Origin of the sequence: Vibrio intestinalis, assembly GCF_025195085.2 — a bacterium.
Taxonomy (GTDB): Bacteria; Pseudomonadota; Gammaproteobacteria; order Enterobacterales; family Vibrionaceae; genus Vibrio; species Vibrio intestinalis.
This window is the reverse complement of record NZ_JANAVY020000016.1, coordinates 23,359-45,256: the sequence shown is the minus strand read 5'-3', so window position 1 is coordinate 45,256 and position 21,898 is coordinate 23,359. Positions and strand designations below refer to the sequence as shown.

19 protein-coding genes are annotated in these 21,898 nt (G+C 45.2%); 18 read left to right on the top strand and 1 reads right to left on the bottom strand.

Annotated features, from left to right (window positions below):
- Positions 1 to 2 precede the first annotated feature (2 nt).
- The 17 genes from MU515_RS16665 to tldD all read left to right on the top strand — a co-directional run bounded on the left by MU515_RS16665 (position 3) and on the right by tldD (position 19,589).
- Positions 3 to 1,223: a type II secretion system F family protein gene (locus MU515_RS16665; protein WP_260261522.1), complete on the top strand. Its 1,221-nt coding sequence runs from the start codon at positions 3 to 5 to the stop codon at positions 1,221 to 1,223.
- 3 nt (positions 1,224 to 1,226) lie between these two features.
- Entirely contained in the window at positions 1,227 to 1,697 is a 471-nt protein-coding gene (locus MU515_RS16660) for an MSHA biogenesis protein MshF (RefSeq protein ID WP_260261521.1), read from the top strand.
- 69 nt (positions 1,698 to 1,766) lie between these two features.
- Positions 1,767 to 2,342: a prepilin-type N-terminal cleavage/methylation domain-containing protein gene (locus tag MU515_RS16655; RefSeq protein ID WP_260261520.1), complete on the top strand. Its 576-nt coding sequence runs from the start codon at positions 1,767 to 1,769 to the stop codon at positions 2,340 to 2,342.
- A gap of 36 nt (positions 2,343 to 2,378) precedes the next feature.
- A complete protein-coding gene (locus MU515_RS16650) occupies positions 2,379 to 2,849 on the top strand; it encodes a prepilin-type N-terminal cleavage/methylation domain-containing protein (RefSeq protein ID WP_260261519.1) in 471 nt (156 codons plus the stop codon).
- Between the two features lie 124 nt (positions 2,850 to 2,973).
- Positions 2,974 to 3,441 carry a type II secretion system protein gene (locus MU515_RS16645; RefSeq protein WP_260261518.1) on the top strand — a complete coding sequence of 156 codons (468 nt, stop codon included), beginning with the start codon at positions 2,974 to 2,976 and terminating at the stop codon, positions 3,439 to 3,441.
- Complete coding sequence (locus tag MU515_RS16640) at positions 3,438 to 3,998, top strand: type II secretion system protein (RefSeq protein WP_260261517.1); 561 nt, start codon at positions 3,438 to 3,440, stop codon at positions 3,996 to 3,998. The genes MU515_RS16645 and MU515_RS16640 overlap by 4 nt, the downstream gene beginning before the upstream one ends.
- Entirely contained in the window at positions 3,998 to 4,780 is a 783-nt protein-coding gene (locus MU515_RS16635) for a PilW family protein (protein ID WP_260261516.1), read from the top strand. The genes MU515_RS16640 and MU515_RS16635 overlap by 1 nt, the downstream gene beginning before the upstream one ends.
- Complete coding sequence (locus MU515_RS16630; protein ID WP_260261515.1) at positions 4,770 to 5,213, top strand: MSHA biogenesis protein MshP; 444 nt, start codon at positions 4,770 to 4,772, stop codon at positions 5,211 to 5,213. Before MU515_RS16635 ends, MU515_RS16630 begins: the two co-directional genes overlap by 11 nt.
- Entirely contained in the window at positions 5,210 to 8,725 is a 3,516-nt protein-coding gene (locus MU515_RS16625; RefSeq protein WP_260261514.1) for a DUF6701 domain-containing protein, read from the top strand. Before MU515_RS16630 ends, MU515_RS16625 begins: the two co-directional genes overlap by 4 nt.
- A 166-nt stretch (positions 8,726 to 8,891) precedes the next feature.
- Entirely contained in the window at positions 8,892 to 9,935 is a 1,044-nt protein-coding gene (locus MU515_RS16620; RefSeq protein WP_260261513.1) for a rod shape-determining protein, read from the top strand.
- A gap of 69 nt (positions 9,936 to 10,004) precedes the next feature.
- A complete protein-coding gene (gene mreC, locus MU515_RS16615; protein ID WP_260261512.1) occupies positions 10,005 to 10,892 on the top strand; it encodes a rod shape-determining protein MreC in 888 nt (295 codons plus the stop codon).
- Complete coding sequence (gene mreD, locus MU515_RS16610) at positions 10,882 to 11,370, top strand: rod shape-determining protein MreD (RefSeq protein ID WP_260261511.1); 489 nt, start codon at positions 10,882 to 10,884, stop codon at positions 11,368 to 11,370. The genes mreC and mreD overlap by 11 nt, the downstream gene beginning before the upstream one ends.
- Positions 11,371 to 11,372: 2 nt before the next feature.
- A complete protein-coding gene (locus MU515_RS16605) occupies positions 11,373 to 11,933 on the top strand; it encodes a Maf family protein (RefSeq protein WP_260261510.1) in 561 nt (186 codons plus the stop codon).
- Positions 11,934 to 11,953: 20 nt separating this feature from the next.
- Entirely contained in the window at positions 11,954 to 13,423 is a 1,470-nt protein-coding gene (rng, locus tag MU515_RS16600) for a ribonuclease G (protein ID WP_260261509.1), read from the top strand.
- A 7-nt stretch (positions 13,424 to 13,430) separates the two neighbouring features.
- Positions 13,431 to 17,303, top strand: coding sequence for a YhdP family protein (locus MU515_RS16595; RefSeq protein WP_260261507.1), 3,873 nt, complete (start codon positions 13,431 to 13,433; stop codon positions 17,301 to 17,303).
- A gap of 12 nt (positions 17,304 to 17,315) precedes the next feature.
- Positions 17,316 to 18,134, top strand: coding sequence for a carbon-nitrogen hydrolase family protein (locus tag MU515_RS16590; RefSeq protein WP_260261506.1), 819 nt, complete (start codon positions 17,316 to 17,318; stop codon positions 18,132 to 18,134).
- Positions 18,135 to 18,143: 9 nt separating this feature from the next.
- Positions 18,144 to 19,589, top strand: a complete 1,446-nt coding sequence (gene tldD / locus MU515_RS16585; RefSeq protein WP_260261505.1) for a metalloprotease TldD — start codon at positions 18,144 to 18,146, stop codon at positions 19,587 to 19,589.
- Positions 19,590 to 19,677: 88 nt separating this feature from the next.
- Here tldD and arcA read toward each other — a convergent pair whose 3' ends face one another.
- Positions 19,678 to 20,898 carry an arginine deiminase gene (gene arcA, locus MU515_RS16580; protein ID WP_260261504.1) on the bottom strand — a complete coding sequence of 407 codons (1,221 nt, stop codon included), beginning with the start codon at positions 20,896 to 20,898 and terminating at the stop codon, positions 19,678 to 19,680.
- 583 nt (positions 20,899 to 21,481) lie between these two features.
- Here arcA and rraB point away from each other — a divergent pair.
- Positions 21,482 to 21,895 (top strand): ribonuclease E inhibitor RraB, encoded by a 414-nt coding sequence (rraB, locus tag MU515_RS16575; protein ID WP_260261503.1) that lies wholly within the window; start codon positions 21,482 to 21,484, stop codon positions 21,893 to 21,895.
- Positions 21,896 to 21,898: the final 3 nt, after the last annotated feature.

Genomic DNA, 21,898 nt, shown 5'->3' with positions numbered 1-21,898 from the left:
CTATGTCGGTATTTAACTATCAAGGACGTAACCTAGACGGAAGCAAAGTCTCTGGTCAAGTTGAGGCTGCAACCGCTGAGCTTGCGGCTGAATCTTTGATGGCTAAAGGGGTCATTCCACTAGAGATCAAAGCTGGTAGCAGTGGCTCTGCTCTCAATATTGATCTTAAAAGCTTGTTTACGCCGGCTGTGCCATTAGAGGTGCTGGTGATTTTTTGTCGCCAAATGTTCAGTTTGACCAAAGCGGGTGTCCCTTTACTGCGTTCAATGAAGGGCTTAACGCAAAATTGTGCCAATAAGCAGCTCAAAGAAGCATTAGAAGATGTCACTAATGAATTGACGAATGGTCGCAGCTTATCTGCTGCGATGCAGATGCATCCTAAAGTGTTTAGTCCACTGTTTGTCTCTATGTTGAGTGTGGGTGAAAACACGGGTCGTTTGGATGAAGCCTTGCTGCAACTTGCCAACTATTACGAGCAAGAACTGGAAACTCGTAAACGCATTAAAACCGCAATGCGTTATCCAACGTTCGTAATCAGCTTTATCGTACTGGCCTTGTTCATCTTGAACGTTAAAGTAATACCACAGTTTTCCAGCATGTTTGCGCGCTTTGGTGTCGATCTTCCTTTGCCCACTCGTATCTTGATGGGCACGTCTAACTTCTTTGTCAATTACTGGGGCTTAATGTTGGCCTTGATTGTTGGGGCTTTGTTTGCTTTTCGTGCGTGGCGACAAACCGCACAAGGGCGAGAAAAATGGGATAAGTTTCGTTTACGCATGCCAGTGGTTGGCAGTGTCGTTAATCGAGCTCAAATGGCGCGTTTTGCTCGTACGTTTGCGCTGATGCTAAAAGCGGGTGTGCCGTTAAACCAGTCACTAGCATTATCTGCAGAAGCCTTGGACAATAAATTTTTAGAAGCTCGCTTATTAGAGATGAAATCATCTATCGAGGCAGGTGGCACAATCTCCAGCACTGCGATTAATAGCGGTATATTCACCTCTTTGGTTATTCAGATGATCTCGGTCGGTGAAGAAACCGGTCGAATTGATGAGTTATTGCTTGAGGTCGCAGACTTTTATGACCGAGAAGTGGATTATGACCTTAAGACACTAACCGCCCGAATAGAACCAATACTACTCGTTATTGTGGCGGGTATGGTTTTGATCTTAGCTCTGGGTATCTTCTTGCCAATGTGGGGCATGCTTGATGCGATTAAGGGATAGGGCATGGCGACCAATTTAGAGCGATCACGCTGGACGATTTGGTTGCTAGTGATATTGGTACTAGTACTTGCGTTTATGTTGATTTGGAAAGACATTGAGCAAGAAGCAAGCGACACCGCGTTGGCTCTTGTCAGTAAGCGTTTGGTTGATCGAGCGAGCTACTTTAAACAACAATGGCTTTTGGCTAAACAGCCAGAGACGTTAACCATTGAAGGGAAACAGATCGTTTATTCCCATACTGGCTGGGTGAAACCAATAAATGAAACGCAACAAGTTGATTGTGAATTCTGGTTAGAGGTTTTGTATCAGGAAAAGCGAGTTTTTGAGTCTTTGCCGGAAAAAATTACCGATAATTCAGAAGGCTCCGATTTTCGTTGTGAGTACTTTTATAGTCGAGGCCATGCTCTAAGTATGGAACTAAAGCAGGACAAATTTTCTGTTGGCGTCAGCTTTTCGTCAGGTTATGTTTTTTGACGCAAGTCGTCTAGTAATATTGTATTAGACGCGTATAATACGTTGTACTAAAAAGCGGGTTGAAGAATTATGAAAAATAAACAAGCTGGTTTCTCATTAGTTGAACTTGTTGTGGTGATCGTCGTGGTTGGTTTGCTAGCCGTTGCTGCATTACCGCGCTTTCTTGACGTGACTGATGAAGCGAAAAAAGCCAGTATTGAAGGTGTTGCTGGTGGTTTTGCAACTGGCGTCCTTTCCGCAAGAGCTCAATGGGAAGCAGAGTCGCGTCCTTCCGAGACAATAGATAATGAACGTTATAACTTCGTCAATTACGACGGGGTGGACTTTTGGTTGACTCGTTCTGAAAGCGCGAATGGAAACTCTACTGGTTTTCGTGATGGTTACCCATATGCGTTGAAACAAGGAAATGTTGGTTTTCCGAGTGACTTAACGCATGAAAGCTGTGTTGCTTTGATGGAGAACTTGCTTCAGAACCCACCAAAAGTTGATACTGTTGACAACGCAAAAAATGACAAAAACGTCAAATATACCGCTCAAGCGGATGTGAGCACAGATTCTTGCATTTACATTCAGCAAGAAGGTGGCACTCAGCATCAGTTTGAGTATGAACTCAAAACCGGTCGTGTGACCGTAACCTTGCAGTAAAGCTGCGATAATATTAAACATAGAGAGATTGATACTATGAAAAGACAAGGCGGTTTCACCCTGATCGAACTAGTGGTGGTAATTGTTATTCTGGGTATTCTTGCAGTAACTGCAGCACCACGTTTCCTTAACCTACAAGATGATGCGCGTAACGCATCTCTAGAAGGCCTAAAAGGTGCAATGGCTGGCGCAACTGGTATTGTTTATGGCCGAGCTGCTATTAATGGTGTTGAAGATGCTGATCCTGGTGCGGTTTCTGGTGCGAACGGTCAAGATATCGCAACAACGCTTGGTTACCCACAAGCTTCAGCAAACGGTATTGGTCGTGCAGTCGTCGGTCTAGAAAATGGTGGTGACTGGGCAATTGTATCTGGCTCTGCTGTAACCGGCTCTATTCAGTACACGTTTGCAGGAACAACGACAACAGCTGGTACATGTGCTGTAGAGTATGCAATGTCTTCTGCTGCTGGCTCTGAACCAAACATCACAGTTCACGAATGTAACTAATTGTGAATAAGGCCAGCTTAGCTGGCCTTTTTTCTACCCCGTCTCAAAAATCCCTACTATTCAAACCTTTTGCATAAATATTACGGTATACTGCTAAAGTTTACTTTCATCTGGCGAAGGTAGAATGACTTTCCAAAAATCCCAAGGTTTCACATTGGTCGAATTGATTGTGGTGATCATCTTATTGGCCATCGTTTCTGTATATGCTGCGAGCCGCTATATTGGCATCGGCAGCTTTTCTGCGTTCGCAATTCAAGAAAACGCTATATCCGTTATTCGACAAGTTCAGTTGACTCGGATGCAATCAAATTCTGATGTAACCGCCGGATTAAACGATTTGACGCTTCAAATTAGTGCGGACTGTATTGGCTCTACGTTGGCGTGTTCTGAACGCTCTGAAATGTCGAGCAATTGGATTAGCGATGACAACGTAGTGTTTTCATCATCAGTACCTCAAGTTCAGTTTGATTTGTTGGGTAACCCTAATATCACTTCCCCGCTTGAAATCACAATAAGTGATAAAACGGGCGCAAGCTCAACCTCTGTGACTATTTGTCCAAATGGTCTTGTTTCTAGCTCGGGGTGCTTATGACAAAACACCTGCGCGGCTTTACTTTAATTGAAAGCATTATCGTCATTATTGTAATGGGCATTGCAATGCTGACGATTGTGCATTTTCTCTCGCCGCAAATTACGCGCTCCGCTGACCCGCATTACCAATCTCGCGCATCCGCGTTGGGTCAAAGCTTGATGAGTCAAATTCTGTCACGCAACTTTGATGAGCAAAATAATCAGTTAGGTGGCGGTCTTCGTTGTGATACCAGTACGTGTAGTGGATTTACCTCAGTCGTTCTCGGGCCTGATGGCACTGAGACGCCAAGTCAATATAATGATGTTGATGACTTCATCGGCTGTTGGACGACATCAACACCACTCGGTGCATGTAAAGACTTGAACTTACTATTGAACGATTCTGGCGCAGATAGTAGTTATCATAACTTTTACGTTGATATTGCTGTCAGCTACGCACCGCCTTGCACTCCAAGCGCAGCATCTTCGTGCGGGAAAATGCTTAAAAAAATAGACATGACCATCACCGCAGGTAAGCAGCCGCCATTTACCTTAACTGCCTACAGAGGAAACTACTAATGAAGCAACGTGGTTTCACTTTAATTGAAATGGTGCTGACTATCATCGTAGGTGGCATTTTGGTGCTAGGTATCGCAGGGTTTGTTGAGTTAGGCACGAAAGGATATTCAACCACCGTTGATCGGCAGCGTTTGCAAACTCAAGCTAAGTTTGTGATGGAAAAGTTGACGCGAGAGGTTCGTCACGCTGTGCCCAATGTGTTTGTTGATCATGGTGTAGGCAACGATCGCTGCGTTTCCTTCTACCCTATTGTTGAATCTGGTTTCTACAGTGTTTCAGGGGCTGATATTCAATTTATTGTCGGTAACCCAAGCGCATCGGTCAGTTCGTTGAATGGTTTAACGTTATTGATTAACCCAACACAACAATTGAGTAATAGTCAGTCTTTATCAGATTTAAACAATAGTTTTGCTCTCAACCCTTCAACGGTCGGCACGCTTACCGTTTCAGGTGCAGTTGGGGCAACCTTTGTACTTGCCAATCAGGCAAACAGCTTGGTTGGTGGTTCTGTGGTTAACCGCCATTATATTACCGATGGTAATCGTCAAATCACTTATTGCGTCAATACTGATGAGCGCGTGATGCGTGGTGAGGGCAGTACTGCTTTGTTAGCCGACATGGAGCCGTTAACCGATGCTGCATGGGTTAGCGTCAGCGGTGCGATTAGCTATCAGCCTGCAAGCGTACAATACAATGGTGTCGTTCATGCGGACTTGCAGTTTAGTCAGAACGATGAACTGACTCGTTTTCAACAAGATGTGCAGGTGCTGAATGTCCCATAAACGAAACCGACAGTTAGGCAGTTTGTATGTAGTGGTGATTTTTGTCCTCGTGGTGATGGGCTTTCTCGCTACGACGTTAACGCGCATTGAGTTTTCTAATACCGATGCGCATGTAAAAGAGTTGCTTGGCACACAAGCTTGGATGCTGGCTCAATCGGTGAATGAAGAGGCGCTGACGATCGTTTATCCATTAAATAGTACAAGCAGTGCGATTGCCGCGAATTGTTCTGCTGCGATGCCAATAAATACCATTGTAGATGGTGCTAATAGATTTCACTCAGTGGCCAGTTGCGAGCTTTTACAAGCAAGCTGTGAGCCGGTGGGGACACTTGCTGATATGAATTATTTCAAACTTACCGCACAAGTAAGCTGTGGCAGCGGAAAAAGTTTGGTCGAACGCTCAGAAGAAATCTGGGTTAGGGAGTCATTATGATGAAACAGATATTATGGATGCTGCTTCTGCCTCTCGTGAGCTTTATTAGTTGGGCAGATGATGATGAAATTCGTACTTGTAACATCAAGTTAAATAAAGATTTCACCATCTTGGTTGATTATGGTGAAAATGATGATGATTCCCTATCAAGTATGGGTAGTGACGACTTTGATGATGAAACTTTATACATCACAAATCGATCGAATAATAACCCAGTGAAAATTTGGGCTGATGAAAGTGATGAAGGTGCGCTATTTTATGATGACCTTGATGATGACGAGCATAATGAAATTCGTATCGACTTCACTTATCAAAGTAAAAAAGCTCAGCAATATACGGGTAAATTTACCTATTACCTTAAGAAGAACGGAACTTGGTTAGAACAAGCGTCTAAAGTGGAAACGATAGATGTTGGCACTAAGCATGCTCAAGCGTTAATAGACGAAGATGATGATAGGGAGGAGTTACATAACCTTCGCTGTGACGATGCTCTTCCTCCAATAGAACCGCCCGTGTTTTCCTTAGATGTTTGTCCTTATGTGCCAAATACGGTTCAAACTAACAACCTTGCTTCGGGTGCGCCGTTTGGTGCGCTTCATGTGAACACCCACTCTGAAAACTATGTCCAAATTGCGGGTGAAAAGAGCGAGTTTTTCCTATCGAGTGTAACCAATGCTGAGGTGTGTCGGACTGAATCAGGGAAAATGGTCAAGTGTGATATCACAAGTACGCCACCTATCGAGCCATGGCCTCCAACACTAACTTGGGAGGCAACTCAGAAAGGTAAAGATATCACTTGTGATTCCAATTGCTCGTTAGATGGGGATGCTGATGTATATAGAAAATTGACAATCAATCGCAATGCAACAGTTGTTCTTACTGGAGGTAAGTACTATTTCGAGGAGCTTAAATTTGCTGATTCGCATGCTTCTTTGCAAATAGAAGGGCCTACAGAAATTCACTATAAGAAGATAATGTTTGAGAAGCCGGGGGTATCAATTAATGCTAAAAGGCATGCTTTTGATCCAGATGACTTTGAGAAAACGTTTGACCCAAATAATCTTTATGACCCTAACGATACCTATGAGCCTTTGCCTAGTAAGTCGCTATTAATCGTTGGCCATGGTAAAGATGCGAATTTTGCTCCAAAAAATGATGCCCATGCAATCACAATTAATGGTTATGTTCATGTTAATTACCATTCAGAGATGGCGGATAACGGTTTTACTTTTTCTGCGACTTATAACAAATTAACTGGTGGTGTTACTTCACACTCTATTGCTCTAGCCGGCAGGAATAACACCATTCATACTGGCTCGTTGGATTGCTATGACACATCACCAAAAATCGCCGCTATAAACATTATTCCCAATAATTTCCATCTGACTTGTGAAGATGACAAATATGTTGATGTCGAAGCGTTAGATTCAGATGGAATTCGTATCACTGATTTTGACGCAGGTACTAAATCAATCACTCTTGTCTCTAGCCAACTAACCTTTTCTGAAGGGGGCTTTGACCCATCATCAGGGTTATTCCGTTTTAAGATTGACACGAAAAATAGCAACAACTCCGAAGCTGTACCTGTAACAGCAAGCGTTATTGCTGACACCACGATAAAAGACAGCAGTGATGTGGTTTTTGTCCCGCTTAAGTTCAATGTAAATGATGGTCAAGAGCTAGAGATGATCGCTGGTTACGACGACCATCAGATCTCCATTAAAACCATGGCTTGTAATGCCGATGGAAAACAGATTACAGGTAACTACAGTAAAACACTGACCCAAGATAATTTGCAGGTAAGTTCTTTCTCTCCTGGCTTATGGGATGACAGTAAAAGTGATCTTTCGATGACAGCTGCATTCAACAACGGTGTTGCGGATGCTTCAATTGTTTTTAATGACGCAGGGCAATACGTAGGCCAGTTGGTTGATAGTGTTTCATGTGATGACTTTGGCCAAAATGTACGAGATTGCCCGTCGGGTCAAACGCAAACCATTAAGGGTGAATTGAAATTTAAAGCCCGCCCTTGGACGTTTGCAGTTTGTGGTTATGGCAGCACCGCTGGTGGTGATTCGAATAGTGGCGATGCATTTATGCCAGCCGGAAAAGTGTTTGATTTAACCGCGAAGCCAGTTATTTACAGCTCTGCATTAGATACATATCAGTCAAAGCAAAAGCTAAAAGGCGATGAATTCTGCAAATTGCAGGTGACGGACAATTTCTTCAAAAATGATTCGGCATATAACTCTCAAGTTGAGCTTTCACACGGCGTTGCTACCCCAGCTGGGGGGCAAGATGGCGCGCTAAGCTATGCAGGGCCGCAAAACAATTATGATGGCGTATCATCAATTGCACTTAACGATGTTTCGGTGTCGGAAGTTGGCAGTTTTCACTTCGCGGTAAGTGGTAATGACACCAGCTTTTACGCGGGAATATTGGGTGGCATCGATATTGGCCAGCGAGAAATTGGCCGTTTCTATCCAAATCGTTTCTCCATAACAGCTTCGTCTTTCCAAGGTGAATCTCAGCAGGAGCATATCGCTTATATGGGGCAGCCGTTCTTCCTAACGCAAATAATGATTGGTGCTTATGCATTTGACAGCACCTCTGCTTTGCAAAATTACTACTTATTTGCTCCAAGCCTACAAGCAGATTTTGCAGCTAAACAGGATTCGGTGGTTAATAATGAGCTCCGCTTCTCAGCTGACTTGGCTGCGATTAATTGGTCAGCACCAGACCCAGCAATAAGCCTAGATTCTTATTGGATCTTGAATGATCTGGATGCTCAAGTTACTCGTTCTTTGGTTAAAACAGAGACGGTGAGTGGTAAAACGGTCATGTTTACTCAGCCAAATGGCCCATTTAATGATGGGGTGGGTACAACCACCACCGACTTTGGCTTTACCATCAGCGGTAGTGATCCTGTGTCGTTCTCAGATACAACAGAACTGCTTGAACAAGCTTTCCCAACTCAACCGACAGTGCGTTATGGCCGTATGGTGATGGGGAGCTCCGGTGGTACGTCGGAGCATACGCTGAATGTACCGTTAAGAGTAGAATACTGGAATGGTTCGGCCTTTATGATTAACGAGGACGATAGTTTTTCTAAGCTGACATCGAATGGCAGCAATGTATGTAAACAGATACTTTGGCAAGATGATGAAGACTCTGGCTCTGACAGCGCTCTATCGGGTGTATCTTCAGTGCAAAGTGTTTCCTCTGGCCTTTATCAAGGTTTGCAAGCGACGCCAAACAGTTCAAATGAGCGTGAGCAAGATCGTTTTTGGATCATGCTTGATGATACTGCGGAAACGCCAGCTGAACATACGTCACCGCAGCGATTACTCTCAGATGTTAGTTGCGGCGCTTCAGGACTTAATCAGCCGTGGTTGCAATACAACTGGCGAGGCCAAGGAGATGAAGACCCATCCACTGTTGCGACGTTTGGTATCTTCCGTGGCAACGATAAAGTGATCTTTAGGGCTGAACCTAACTTAGTTGGAAACTAATTTATCGGAGCGATAAAATTGTCAAAAACCTGCGCTACGTAAGGAAACTGTTAGAAATTGCGGGTTTCACTCCATCTTTATAAGACAATGCCTTGCTGTGATGGCAAGGCATTGGTACATTTAGAACAATTTTTATCTTCTAATTCTTTCAGGACGAACGAAGAACATGTTCAAGAAACTTCGTGGCATTTTTTCTAATGACCTATCAATCGATTTAGGTACAGCCAACACTCTTATTTATGTTAAAGGACAAGGTATTGTTCTTGACGAGCCATCCGTAGTCGCAATCCGACAAGATCGTAAAAGCGCAGGTAAAAGCGTTGCAGCAGTAGGCCATGCAGCAAAACAGATGCTAGGTCGTACTCCGGGCAATATCTCTGCAATTCGTCCAATGAAAGATGGTGTAATTGCCGATTTCTACGTGACTGAAAAAATGCTGCAGCACTTTATCAAACAAGTGCATGACAACAGCGTACTAAAACCAAGCCCACGCGTGCTTGTATGTGTGCCTTGTGGTTCTACTCAAGTAGAGCGCCGTGCGATTCGTGAATCAGCGCTAGGTGCGGGTGCACGTGAAGTTTACCTAATCGATGAACCAATGGCGGCAGCGATTGGTGCTGGCCTGCGCGTTTCTGAACCAACGGGTTCTATGGTAGTTGATATCGGTGGTGGTACAACTGAAGTGGCGGTTATCTCACTAAACGGTGTGGTTTACTCTTCTTCTGTACGTATCGGTGGTGACCGCTTTGATGAAGCCATCATTAATTATGTTCGTCGTAACTACGGTAGCTTGATTGGTGAAGCAACAGCAGAGAAGATCAAACATGAAATCGGTTCTGCCTACCCAGGTGATGACGTAGAAGAGATCGAAGTACGTGGTCGTAACCTTGCAGAAGGTGTGCCGCGCAGCTTTAGTCTAAACTCTAATGAGATTCTCGAAGCGCTACAGGAGCCGCTAACGGGTATTGTTTCTGCTGTGATGGTTGCTCTAGAGCAATGTCCACCAGAGCTAGCTTCTGATATTTCAGAGAACGGCATGGTACTAACCGGTGGTGGTGCACTATTGAAAGACCTAGACCGTCTATTGACTGAAGAAACGGGTATTCCTGTTGTTATCGCTGAAGATCCACTTACTTGTGTGGCTCGTGGCGGCGGTAAAGCTCTTGAAATGATCGACATGCATGGTGGCGATCTATTTAGCGAAGAATAATCGCATAGGCTTAAGTCAATATAAGTAGAGCTTAAGCAGTAAAAGAAAGATTAAAGGAACTCACAATCCATGAAGCCGATTTTTGGCCGAGGACCTTCACTTCAATTACGCCTATTTTTCGCCGTGATTCTATCAGCCAGCCTTATGCTGGCTGATAGTCGTTTAGGTGCCTTCGCTCAAGTACGTTATCTGCTAAACAGCGTAGTGGCTCCAATTCAATACGTGGCCGATTTACCAAGGGTTATGTTTGATGGGGTTTACGAGCGTTTTAGCGTGCGACAAGATGCGATGGAGAGTAGTCGTGTTCTTAAACGAGAAGTGCTGCGTTTAAAAAACGATTTATTGCTGCTCGATCAATATCGAGAGGAAAACCAACGCCTACGTAAATTACTGGGTTCATCTTTCGTCCGTGATGAGCGTAAAGTAGTGACGGAGGTGATGGCTGTAGATACTTCCCCTTATCGCCATCAAGTGGTGATAGATAAAGGACAGATTGACGGTGTTTACGTTGGTCAGCCTATCGCGAATGAAAAAGGGATTGTTGGACAAGTTACTTTTGTTTCTGCGCATAACAGTCGAGTATTGCTATTAACGGATGCCAACAGTGCCATTCCTGTTCAAGTGATTCGTAATGATATCCGCGTGATTGCCTCGGGTAACGGCAAGGTGGATCGTATTCACCTCGATCACATTCCGATCAGTACTGATATTCAAGAAGGCGATCTGCTCGTGACTTCGGGCCTTGGTGGTGTGTACCCTGAAGGTTACCCAGTGGCGCATATTGCTAAAGTTGAGCGAGATAGCCAACGTGAGTTTGCGGTAATTGAAGCTGACCCTGTGGTTGATTTCGAACGTCTTCGCTACTTGCTATTAATCTGGCCAAGCGACTCTCGCCAAGAAAAGGTTCAACAAGTAAGCCCTGAGGGAATGATAGAAGGATCAAACGATGGGCAATAGTGTTTTTAGAGGCAAAATGGTGTTGTTTGCGTCGTTTGTTATCGCTTTGACGCTACAGACGATCCCATGGCCGGGAGTGCTTGATCTTCTTCGTCCATCTTGGTTATTGCTTGTGACCTGTTACTGGGTGTTGGCGCTGCCTAATCGCGTTAATGTCGGTACGGCGCTAGTGCTTGGCTTGTTGTGGGATCTACTATTAGGTTCTACATTAGGTATTCGTGGCATGATGATGTCGATCATTATCTATATCGTCGCGCTTAACTTCTTGGTTATTCGTAATATGGCCTTATGGCAGCAGGCGATAGTGATTGGTGTCATGTCAGTTGCATTAGAAGTGATGATTTTCTTTGGCGAATATCTAATTCAGGACATTACGTTTAATCCAATGTCACTGTGGAGTGGTTTAATTAACTGCGTGCTATGGCCTTGGATGTTCCTATTAATGCGCCGTGTTCGTCGTCATTGGCATGTGAGGTAGAGATGAAAAAACCTTTGGTATTGGCCTCTGGCTCACCGCGTCGTAAAGAGTTATTAGAACAACTGGGCTATCAGTTTTCGATAGTTCGTCTTGATGTTGAAGAACAAAAGCAGCCACATGAGACGCCTAGCGCTTATGTGGCGCGCTTATCGCAAGATAAAGCGATGGCAGGGGTAGAGCTTGCACCTCAATCCATCGTTGTTGGGTCCGATACGATTGTCGTGTGTGACGATTGCGTATTAGAAAAACCACAAGATCTGGCCCACTCAAAACAAATGCTTAGCCAACTGTCTGATCGTGCTCATCAAGTAATGACGGCGGTAACAGTGGCGACAGAAGAACAGCAAAAAACGGTAGTTGTGACTACCGACGTATGGTTCAAGCCATTGTCAGAATCAGAAATCGAACAATATTGGCAAACAGGCGAACCATGTGACAAAGCTGGCAGTTATGGTATCCAAGGAATTGGAGGAAGGTTTGTTACTCGGATAGAAGGCAGCTATTACGCTGTTGTAGGCCTACCACTATTTGAAACTGACCAGCTATTGCGACAATTTTTATAATTTCAGATAGAGGTGCGCTCATGAGTGCAGAGTTGTTGATCAACGTGACCCCGAGTGAAACTCGTGTGGCCATGATCGAAGGGGGCGTCTTACAAGAAGTCCACGTAGAGCGAGAAGCGAAACGCGGTATTGTAGGTAATATTTATAAAGGGAAAGTGAGCCGAGTACTTCCCGGGATGCAAGCTGCATTTGTCGATATTGGATTAGACAAAGCGGCCTTTTTGCATGCCTCCGATATCGTTCCCCACACCGAATGCGTTGCTGAAAACGAAAAGCAGCAATTCCAAGTTCGTGATATTTCAGAGCTAGTGCGCCAAGGGCAAGACATTGTGGTGCAAGTGGTGAAAGACCCACTTGGCACGAAAGGCGCGCGCCTAACTACCGACATTACCCTTCCTTCTCGTTATCTGGTGTTTATGCCAGGCGCAAGTCATGTTGGCGTATCACAGCGCATTGATAGTGAGAAAGAACGCGAGCGCTTAAAGCGAGTGGTCGCTCACTACTGCGATGAAGACGGTGGCTTTATCATCCGCACTGCGGCTGAGGGGGCGGATGAGCAAGAGCTATCGCAAGATGCCGCTTTCCTTAAACGTTTATGGTTCAAAGTGAATGAGCGTCGTTCGAAGTACAAAACCAAGTCGACCTTATACGGTGAACTTGGCCTCTCTCAGCGCATTCTGCGTGATTTTGTAGGCACAGAATTAACCAAAATTTTGGTCGATTCGCGTTTAGAGTTTGAAAACCTAAAAGAGTTTACCTCGGAATACGTGCCAGAGCTGACAGAGAAGTTAGAGCTATACGAAGGTGACAAACCTATCTTCGATATGTACGACACAGAGAACGAGATCCAACGTTCTCTTGAGCGTAAAGTCGAGCTAAAGTCCGGCGGTTATCTGATAATCGATCAGACTGAAGCTATGACTACGGTAGACATCAATACGGGTGCGTTTGTTGGCCGCCGTAATCTAGAAGAGACTATCTTCAATACCAATATCGAAGCGACACAAGCCATCGCGCGTCAGCTGCGTTTACGTAACTTAGGCGGCATCATCATTATCGACTTTATCGACATGATCTCGGAAGAGCACCGCAAGCGTGTCGTGAGCTCTTTAGAAGCAGCATTGGCGAAAGATCGCGTAAAAACCAACATCAATGGCTTCACTAATCTTGGTTTAGTCGAGATGACTCGCAAACGAACTCGCGAAAGTATTGAACATGTACTGTGTTCTACTTGTCCAACTTGTGAAGGGCGCGGTAGCGTCAAAACAGTGGAAAGTGTCTGTTACGAAATTCTACGTGAAATTACGCGTGTTAATCGTGCTTATGACGCGGATAAATTTGTGGTTTATGCTTCTCCAGCGGTGGCGGAAACTTTGCATGGTGATGAGTCTCATGCTCTCGCTGAGCTAGAAGTCTTTATTGGTAAGCAAGTGAAAATACAAGCAGAGCCGCTCTACATTCAAGAGCAGTTTGATGTGGTTATGATGTAAGGCGAGCATGAAGGTCGTTATTTCTCGTTTTACCCAAGTGATCAAATGGGGATTGGTGAGTGCGTTGGTGTTATTGGCCATCGTAGTCACCGCCTTGAGGATCGCTTTACCCAATTTAAACCATTACCAAGCCGAGTTACTGACTTGGCTTAGTAAAGAAACTCAGGTTGAGCTGCAGGTCGATTCCATTGGTGGCTTTTGGCGCAACGCTCATCCTTCGATTTCTCTCACTAATGTTGTCGTTCAAACCCCACAAGCCAGTGGTATCGAGTTCACCGCTCAAACGGTCGAAGTTGAATTCGACCTGTTTCAATCCATTTCTCAGTTACAACCGGTTATTGCTGATCTTAACGTTCATGATTTGAACTTAGATGTGCGTTCTATTCAGTGGGTAAAGCAGGATGGTGTTGAGCAACTGACCCCTCAAGGTGAGCAGCAAGATGTGGTTGAGCAGATTGACCAATTATTGCTTCGCCAGCTCGATAGATTCTCACTGTATAACTCGACGGTTCGTTTAACGGCGGTCAATGGTGATGAACGTGTACTCGATATCGCGCGCTTAAAATGGCAAAACCAAGGCCGTCGACATCTGGTCGATGGCGAAATTACCATTGCGGGTACACAGCTTAACTCATTAGATGTACAAGCGAATTTTGTGGACCACGGTTCACTTAAAGAGGTCAGCGGTGAGTTTTATCTCGCGGCCGAGAATGTATTGGTGACCCCTTGGCTGACCAAGTACCTGCAAAGCGAAACTGGGATTGAAAAAGGCCAAGTGAGCTTAAACAGCTGGCTCACCTTGTCTCGCAGCAAACCTATCAATGCTTACGTGGAAGTATTGCCATCAGAATTGACTTGGCAGGAAGGCCAAAAACATGAGCTTATCTTTGAGTCAGGCATCTTTGTACTCGAACCGAGTAACCAAGGCTGGCAAGTAAATGCTCACTCACTTAAGTTGCGTACCGATGATAATCCATGGCCAGAATTTGACGTGGCCTTCAATTGGCAACCAGAGCAGTGGCTGCTCAATGTTTCTCAACTCGATCTAGAAGCCATCACGCCATTAATTAAGCTTGCGCCAGAATCCAAGTCACTTACTAATGTGCTGCATAAGCTGCAACTTGGCGGTCAGTTGGAAGATATTCGTGTCTCAATGGCCGACTCGATTGAATCTTTAAAATATTCTGCCACTTTAGATCAAGCAAGCATGCAGCAGTGGGAGCTACTGCCAGAGCTGCACCATTTACAAGCCACCGTGATTGGTGATGCTCAGCAAGCTAAAGCGCAGGTCACTTTGATTGATGATGTGCTGCCGTATGGTGATGTATTCCAAGCTCCGCTGAATATTAAGCAAAGCCAAGTTGATATTGTTTGGCAGAATCTTGGTGAGCAAGGCTGGCGTTTGTGGGCAGACAAAGTCACTGCCGCCACACCTGATCTACAGGTGCTTGGCGCTTTTCGTTTAGATTTCCCGGTAGATAAAAGCCCATTCTTATCTTTCTATGCCGAAGCGGATTTATACAACGCAGGTGAAACTTGGCGTTACTTACCAACGTTAGCGCTTGGTTTGGAGCTTACCGATTACCTCTCAAGTGCTATTCAAGGGGGGAAAGTGAATACCGCCAAGTTGCTTTGGTATGGCGAGTTGGCTGATTTTCCTTACCGTAAGCACGATGGTATGTTCCAAGCGTGGGTAGGACTCAAACAAGCGAAGTTCTCCTTCGATACCGCGTGGCCTCCAATTACCGATTTGCAGCTCGATCTTCTGTTCCAAAATGATGCCATGTATTTGGACTCGCGCAGCGCCAAGCTGATGGACGTCGATGCTAAACGCATTACGGGTCGTATTCCGGAGTTGGCGGAGAATGGCCATATTGAGATTGAAGCGACGGCTGTTGCTCAAGGTAATGCGGTACGGGATTACATGACTGCTTCGCCATTGGTTGATTCAGTAGGTGCAGCACTGACCACGATTCAAGTTCAAGGCGAAGTAAAGTCTGAGTTTAAACTGCATATTCCATTTGATGATTTTGATACGCGCGCATGGGGATACGCAGACTTAAGTAAAAACCAAGTCACCATAGAAACGCCGCCAATGGAACTCGCGAAAGTTTCAGGCCGAATTGAGTTTGATAATGATGTGGTGAAAGGTGCTGGCCTTGCCGCTGACCTTATGTCTCAACCTATCTCGATTGACTTTAATGGCGAAAATGCCGGAAAGGGCTACTCAGTTGGCATTGATGTACTGGGCGAGTGGGAAGTCGAACCGTTAGGCCCTTATGTTGGACAGCAATGGTTAGAGCCTTTAGCAGGCCATGTACCGTGGCAAACTAACGTCGATATTCAGCTCAATGACATCGGCTTTACTTACCAAGTGGATGCCTCCGCTGATTTGCAAATGCTAGCCAGCGATTACCCGTATCCATTAGGTAAAAAAGCGGCGACTCGTGCTAAAGCGAGCATGCAGGCTTCGGGTAACCAAGAGAGTATTACTGCTCGCCTGCAATTGCCTGACTTTAAATATCAAGCTGAAATCGATATTGGCTCAGACACTCCGGTAATCAAAGCGACCAATCTGATTTTGGGTAAAGGCAGCTATAAAATTAGCCCGATTGTTGGCCATCAGTTACGTATTCGCGCCAAACAGTTTGATTTGGATGCTTGGTTAGCGGCGTTAACGCCACAGAATGAAGCCCAACCGTCAGCACTCGCTAAGTTGAATACGCCTACTATGCCTAAGCCTCAGCGCGTCGACATCAATGTGGATGAGCTAAAACTTGCCACGATAGATTGGAATGATGTCGCCTTCACGGCTAAGCGTAAAAACCTTGGTTGGCACATGAACGTGAGTAGCCAAGAAGTGGAAGGTGAAGCGAGTTACATCGAACCGTATGATTTGAGCGTAAAACTCGAACGTCTGCATATTTTCTTGCCTATGCTTGATGATGAGGCCTATAAAAACAAACGTTTATTTGAAGCTGACGAGCAAGATGCACCGTTGATTTCAGAGTTCGACCGTGCATTCCACAATAAAGCGCCGAACGTAACGCTCGCGATTGATGACTTGTGGGTTCAGGGCTACAAGCTTGGTCAAGTTTTGCTGGATTTACAGCGTCAAGGCAAGCGAATCGAGTGGAAGCAGCTTTCGGTGAAAAGTGGCACTAGTGAGCTGGAAATGCAAGGCAGTTGGTTGCTCGATGGTGAACGTAGCCGTACTAAGATGAAGCTCAGCGTATCGGGTGATAACAACAGTGAAGTGATGGAGCGTTTTGGCGTTTCGTCTGGGGTGCAAGAAGCGCCGTTTAAGATCAGCTCAAACCTAGAATGGAACGGAGCACCTTGGTCGATGAAGGTGAACTCACTCTCTGGTCAGATTGACTCTCGCTTAGGCAAAGGGGTGATTTCTGATGTGAGTGGCGCAGCGAAATTCCTTGGTATGTTCAGTCTTGACTCGATCATTCGTAAGATGCAGCTCGACTTTAGTGACGTATTTGATAAAGGGATGGCGTTCAATTCCATCACTGGTAGCGGTGAAATTAAGAATGGCATTTTCGTGACTAATAACATTCAAATGGATGCAGTCGCCGGTGAAATGAGCATTAAAGGCCTTGCGAACTTAAATTCACGCACGGTTGATGCGGAAGTTAACTTTGTGCCCGATATTACATCTGGCATTCCTGTATTGACTGCTTTCGCTGTGACGCCACAAACTGCATTGTATGTTTTGGCGATTACGACGGTGATTTCACCAGTGGTCGAAGTGTTCTCACAAGTAGACTACGAAGTGAAAGGCACATTTGATGCGCCTGTGGTGAAAGAGCTATCAAGAAGTAAGGGCGAGTTTAAACTGCCAAACAATTTGCGCGACGCGTTAAAATAGTAAGGAGCACTCATGGATAGAGTTGGTCTGATTCAAATGACATCGGGTAAAGACCCGTATGACAACCTTGCCTATATTGCAGAACAAGTACGCTTACTTGCTCAACAGGGGGCAACTTGGGTTATGACACCTGAAAACGCGATTGTGTTTGGCTCTCGCAGTGACTATCACACAGTCGCTGAGCCACTAAACCATGGCCCAATACAGTCTGCTTTGAAAGAGATATCTGCGCGTCATGGTGTGTGGTTAGTGCTTGGCAGTATGCCTATTCAAACGGAAACGGGTGTGACAACAACAACTCTTGTATTTGATGACAGGGGAAGTTTAGTCAGCCATTACGATAAGCTGCACATGTTTGATGTCGATGTCGCAGATAGTCATCATCGTTACCGTGAGTCGGAGACGTTTCAAGCAGGGGATAAAATCGTCACCCTTGCAACGCCTTTTGCTCATTTGGGCTTAAGTATTTGCTATGATGTGCGCTTTCCTCAGCTCTATAGCGAGCTTGCGCAGCGTGGGGCCAATGTACTGCTAGTGCCCGCGGCTTTTACGGCTGTAACCGGAAAAGCCCACTGGCAGCCGCTTTTGATGGCGCGTGCGATTGAGACACAATCTTGGATTGTGGCAGTAAATCAGGTTGGTACTCATGATGGCGGACGCCAAACATGGGGACATTCCATGGTGATATCTCCATGGGGGGAAGTCATCGCAAGTTTAGCTGACCAGCCTGCGAACTTGTTGGTAGAAATAGATTTATCCGCAGTGAATGAGATAAGAACGGCAATGCCGACCATGGCTCATTGCCGATTCAGCAATCAGATAAAGAATTAAGAGCAAACTATGACAATTAATCATGTAGAAGAAGCACTATTGCATGCTGCAGGCCTTACAGAGCAAGATCTTGCTGACACTTTAGGCAGTATTGCAACACGTCAAATCGACTATGCAGACATCTACTTTCAATCCAGCTGGCATGAATCTTTGGTGCTAGAAGATAGCATCATTAAAGATGGCTCATTCAATATTGATTGCGGTCTAGGTGTAAGAGCGGTGAGCGGTGAAAAAACCGGTTTTGCTTATTCAGACCAAATTCAACTAGATGGCTTAAAGCAGAGTGCGATTGCTGCTCGCGGTATTGCTAAGCAGGGACAAAATGCTCAAGTTCAAGCGTTTAAGCGCTCTGATAATCAAGCTTATTATGCTGCGGTAAATCCGTTAGAAAGCTGGCAGAAAGAACAAAAAACAGCGTTACTAAAAGAGTTAGATGCTTACATCCGCACTAAAGAGCCATTGGTACAAGAAGTGTCGATTAGCCTAAGTGGTGTGCATGAGCAGATGTTAGTGGCAGCAACAGACGGCACTTACGCCGGTGATGTTCGTCCATTAGTACGCTTATCTATTACGGTATTGGCGCAGAAAGGCGATCGCCGTGAACGTGGCAGTGCTGGTGGCGGTGGTCGCTTTACTTACGATCATTTCTTAACTGATAGCGACGGTATGCAGGTTGCGTATCAATTTGCTGATGAAGCGATTCGTATGGCATTGGTTAACCTAGAGGCGGATGCCGCGCCAGCAGGTGCAATGCCGGTAGTTCTTGGTTCTGGCTGGCCGGGTGTTTTACTACATGAAGCGGTAGGCCACGGTCTAGAAGGTGACTTTAATCGTAAAGAGTCTTCAGTATTTAGCGGTCGTATTGGTGAGCAAGTGACGTCTAAGCATTGTACGATTGTTGATGATGGCACACTGAAAGATCTTCGCGGTTCACTGAACGTCGATGATGAAGGTGTTGCGGGTCAATACAATACCTTGATTGAGAATGGTGTGCTGAAAGGTTACATGCAAGACAAGCTTAATGCTCGTCTGATGGGTGTGGCTCCGACAGGTAATGGCCGCCGTGAATCATACGCTCATTTACCAATGCCACGTATGACTAACACCTACATGTTGCCGGGCGAGCATACACCAGAAGAGATCATCTCAACGGTGAAGAAAGGCCTATACGCCCCTAACTTTGGTGGTGGCCAGGTTGATATTACCTCTGGTAAGTTTGTTTTCTCGACGTCAGAAGCTTACTTGATTGAAGATGGTAAGATCACTCGCCCAGTGAAAGGCGCGACCTTAATCGGGTCAGGTATTGAAGCGATGCAGCAAGTATCTATGGTAGGTAATGATCTTAGCATTGACCGTGGTGTCGGTGTGTGTGGCAAAGCAGGCCAAAGTGTACCTGTAGGCGTAGGTCAGCCAACCTTGAAGTTGGACTCAATCACGGTTGGTGGTACTGAGTAATCAAACCTTACGTTATCACCCTGCATTAAGCACCAAACACAATAGAAAAGCCGCGTAATCACGCGGCTTTTGTCATTCTATATTATGCTTAAATATCATCACGCTCAATTGGGCAGCTCATACAGCGAGCGCCGCCACGCCCACGTCCTAGCTCGTTGCCAGGAATCGTGAGAACTTCAATACCAGCTTTGTCATATTTCTCGTTGGTATAGACATTACGCTCATAGCCAATTACGACACCCGGTTTGACCGTAAGAACGTTGTTGGCATCGTTCCACTGCTCACGCTCTGCCTCGTAGCTGTCACCACCTGTGGTAATGATCTTAAGCGCATCCAAATCTAGGGCGCTTTCAATCGCGGAGATGTAGCTCTCGGCTTGTTCAACATGGATTTCACCGTTGGTCTCTGGCGTTAAACTCCAAGTATCGAGATCTTTGCGCATGATCTCTGGGTAAACCGAGAAGGTATCGATATCCATATGAGTCATCACGGTATCTAAGTGCATGCATGAACGATGTTTAGGAAGATCAATTGCGATCACTTGTTTGGCTTGGCCATGTTTAAACAGCTGGGCAGCGAGGTTTTCAACCCCTTGAACTGTGGTTCGTTCAGACATGCCGACCAATACAGCACCTTTACCGATAACCAATACGTCACCGCCTTCAATATTGGCATTGTCGTAATGCAGGTCTTCATCACCAAAGTACTTGATGAAGTCTTGTCCGGCAAAGGTTGGGTGCCAACGATAAATGGCGCGTAAATGGTTAGTTTCGCGCTGACGAGCAGGTTTCATCATTGGGTTAAGTGATACCCCACCATAAACCCAACAAGAGGTGTCTCGTGTAAATAGGTGGTTGGGTAGTGGTTCAATAGCAAAATCCAATGGGCGATGCATCTTAGGTAAAATCGATGCCGATTTTATAGGTAATTCAGAGTAAGCTAAGCCGCCGAGTAAAATGGTCGCGAGATGTTCATTGTCCATCTCGGCCAAATAATGGCGAAAGTCATGAGCGAATAGAGGACCATAACGAAAATCTGAGATTTGAGTTTCAAGTAGCCATTGCTTAGCTTCGGGAACCGCTAATGTTTCCACCAATAAATCATGCAGAAGTAGCACTTCAACATCTTGATGGCGCAGGGTATTGGCGAATACGTCATGTTCTTCGCCTGCCGCTTCAACAGCAAGCACATCATCAAACAGTAGTTCGTGACAGTTAGAAGGGGTGAGGTGGGTTAAGGCTCTTTCTGGTCTGTTTAGCAGAACTCTTCTTAGTTGGCCTACTTCCGATCCGACATACAACTTACTCATTTTGCATCCTTACAAATAATCCTAGGCTATTTATGACAACCTTAAGCGCAAGTTGCAAATGACCATGATGGTCGCAATGACTGTTAATTTTATCATTTGTGGCTAATTAAGCTGTATTTATGTTGATTGTTGGTAATTAACTCCATTTAACTCATCTTGAAAAGAGGGTTGTGATAATGAGTGACGATGCAAACTGAATATCGCTAAGAGATCACTAACTAAGCGTTACCACTCGGTTAACTATGCACTTAATTAAAGCTATTTACGGTTTTAGTTCATGGTTATGCAATTTGGCTTACAGTGGAGAGATGCAACCGATGACAATAAATAAGCATATGCTCAGCCAAAGCACGAGAGAGTTTGGCCGCATAATGCTCTAAATTGGATGTAAGGTTAAAACTTGACCTAAGATCACGATTTACGATCGTGTTGGAACGCAAAGGATCTTGTGAAGCAAGTAAGCAAGGTAGATAGGGTAAAAATCGTGGTTTAAGCGCAACAGACCCTAGCAATTTGTCGAGATCCATGCGATATTTCGTCGCGTTGAAAACCAATCTATTTGATCACTATCTGGAGCACAAATATGTCTCATGAAGATGAATATCTATCTGTAGAAGAATTAATTGAAATTCAAAAGGAAGATACTCGCGATATTATCCAAGCCTTGCTTGAAGATGGCAGTGATCCAGATTCTCTGTACGAGATCGAGCACCACCTATTTGCTGAAGACTTCGATACGCTAGAGAAAGCGGTTGTTGAAGCATTCAAGATGGGTTTCGAAGTTCTAGAAGCAGAAGAAACTGAAGACGAAGATGGCAATAAACTGCTTTGCTGCGACGCAACTATGCAGTCAGCGCTAAATGCAGAAGCGATCGACGAGCAGGTTGAGAAGTTGGTCAACCTAGCAGAAAAATACGACATTATTTACGATGGTTGGGGCACTTACTACGAAGGTGAAGATGCTATCTACCCAGATGATGAGGACGATGAAGAGTAATTT

What these genes read in the sequence shown, in the direction of transcription:
- MU515_RS16665 (WP_260261522.1), top strand. Translation starts at nt 3, where the DNA reads ATGTCGGTATTTAACTATCAAGGACGTAACCTAGACGGAAGCAAAGTC.
- MU515_RS16660 (WP_260261521.1), top strand. Translation starts at nt 1,227, where the DNA reads ATGGCGACCAATTTAGAGCGATCACGCTGGACGATTTGGTTGCTAGTG.
- MU515_RS16655 (WP_260261520.1), top strand. Translation starts at nt 1,767, where the DNA reads ATGAAAAATAAACAAGCTGGTTTCTCATTAGTTGAACTTGTTGTGGTG.
- MU515_RS16650 (WP_260261519.1), top strand. Translation starts at nt 2,379, where the DNA reads ATGAAAAGACAAGGCGGTTTCACCCTGATCGAACTAGTGGTGGTAATT.
- MU515_RS16645 (WP_260261518.1), top strand. Translation starts at nt 2,974, where the DNA reads ATGACTTTCCAAAAATCCCAAGGTTTCACATTGGTCGAATTGATTGTG.
- MU515_RS16640 (WP_260261517.1), top strand. Translation starts at nt 3,438, where the DNA reads ATGACAAAACACCTGCGCGGCTTTACTTTAATTGAAAGCATTATCGTC.
- MU515_RS16635 (WP_260261516.1), top strand. Translation starts at nt 3,998, where the DNA reads ATGAAGCAACGTGGTTTCACTTTAATTGAAATGGTGCTGACTATCATC.
- MU515_RS16630 (WP_260261515.1), top strand. Translation starts at nt 4,770, where the DNA reads ATGTCCCATAAACGAAACCGACAGTTAGGCAGTTTGTATGTAGTGGTG.
- MU515_RS16625 (WP_260261514.1), top strand. Translation starts at nt 5,210, where the DNA reads ATGATGAAACAGATATTATGGATGCTGCTTCTGCCTCTCGTGAGCTTT.
- MU515_RS16620 (WP_260261513.1), top strand. Translation starts at nt 8,892, where the DNA reads ATGTTCAAGAAACTTCGTGGCATTTTTTCTAATGACCTATCAATCGAT.
- mreC (WP_260261512.1), top strand. Translation starts at nt 10,005, where the DNA reads ATGAAGCCGATTTTTGGCCGAGGACCTTCACTTCAATTACGCCTATTT.
- mreD (WP_260261511.1), top strand. Translation starts at nt 10,882, where the DNA reads ATGGGCAATAGTGTTTTTAGAGGCAAAATGGTGTTGTTTGCGTCGTTT.
- MU515_RS16605 (WP_260261510.1), top strand. Translation starts at nt 11,373, where the DNA reads ATGAAAAAACCTTTGGTATTGGCCTCTGGCTCACCGCGTCGTAAAGAG.
- rng (WP_260261509.1), top strand. Translation starts at nt 11,954, where the DNA reads ATGAGTGCAGAGTTGTTGATCAACGTGACCCCGAGTGAAACTCGTGTG.
- MU515_RS16595 (WP_260261507.1), top strand. Translation starts at nt 13,431, where the DNA reads ATGAAGGTCGTTATTTCTCGTTTTACCCAAGTGATCAAATGGGGATTG.
- MU515_RS16590 (WP_260261506.1), top strand. Translation starts at nt 17,316, where the DNA reads ATGGATAGAGTTGGTCTGATTCAAATGACATCGGGTAAAGACCCGTAT.
- tldD (WP_260261505.1), top strand. Translation starts at nt 18,144, where the DNA reads ATGACAATTAATCATGTAGAAGAAGCACTATTGCATGCTGCAGGCCTT.
- arcA (WP_260261504.1), bottom strand. Translation starts at nt 20,898, where the DNA reads ATGAGTAAGTTGTATGTCGGATCGGAAGTAGGCCAACTAAGAAGAGTT.
- rraB (WP_260261503.1), top strand. Translation starts at nt 21,482, where the DNA reads ATGTCTCATGAAGATGAATATCTATCTGTAGAAGAATTAATTGAAATT.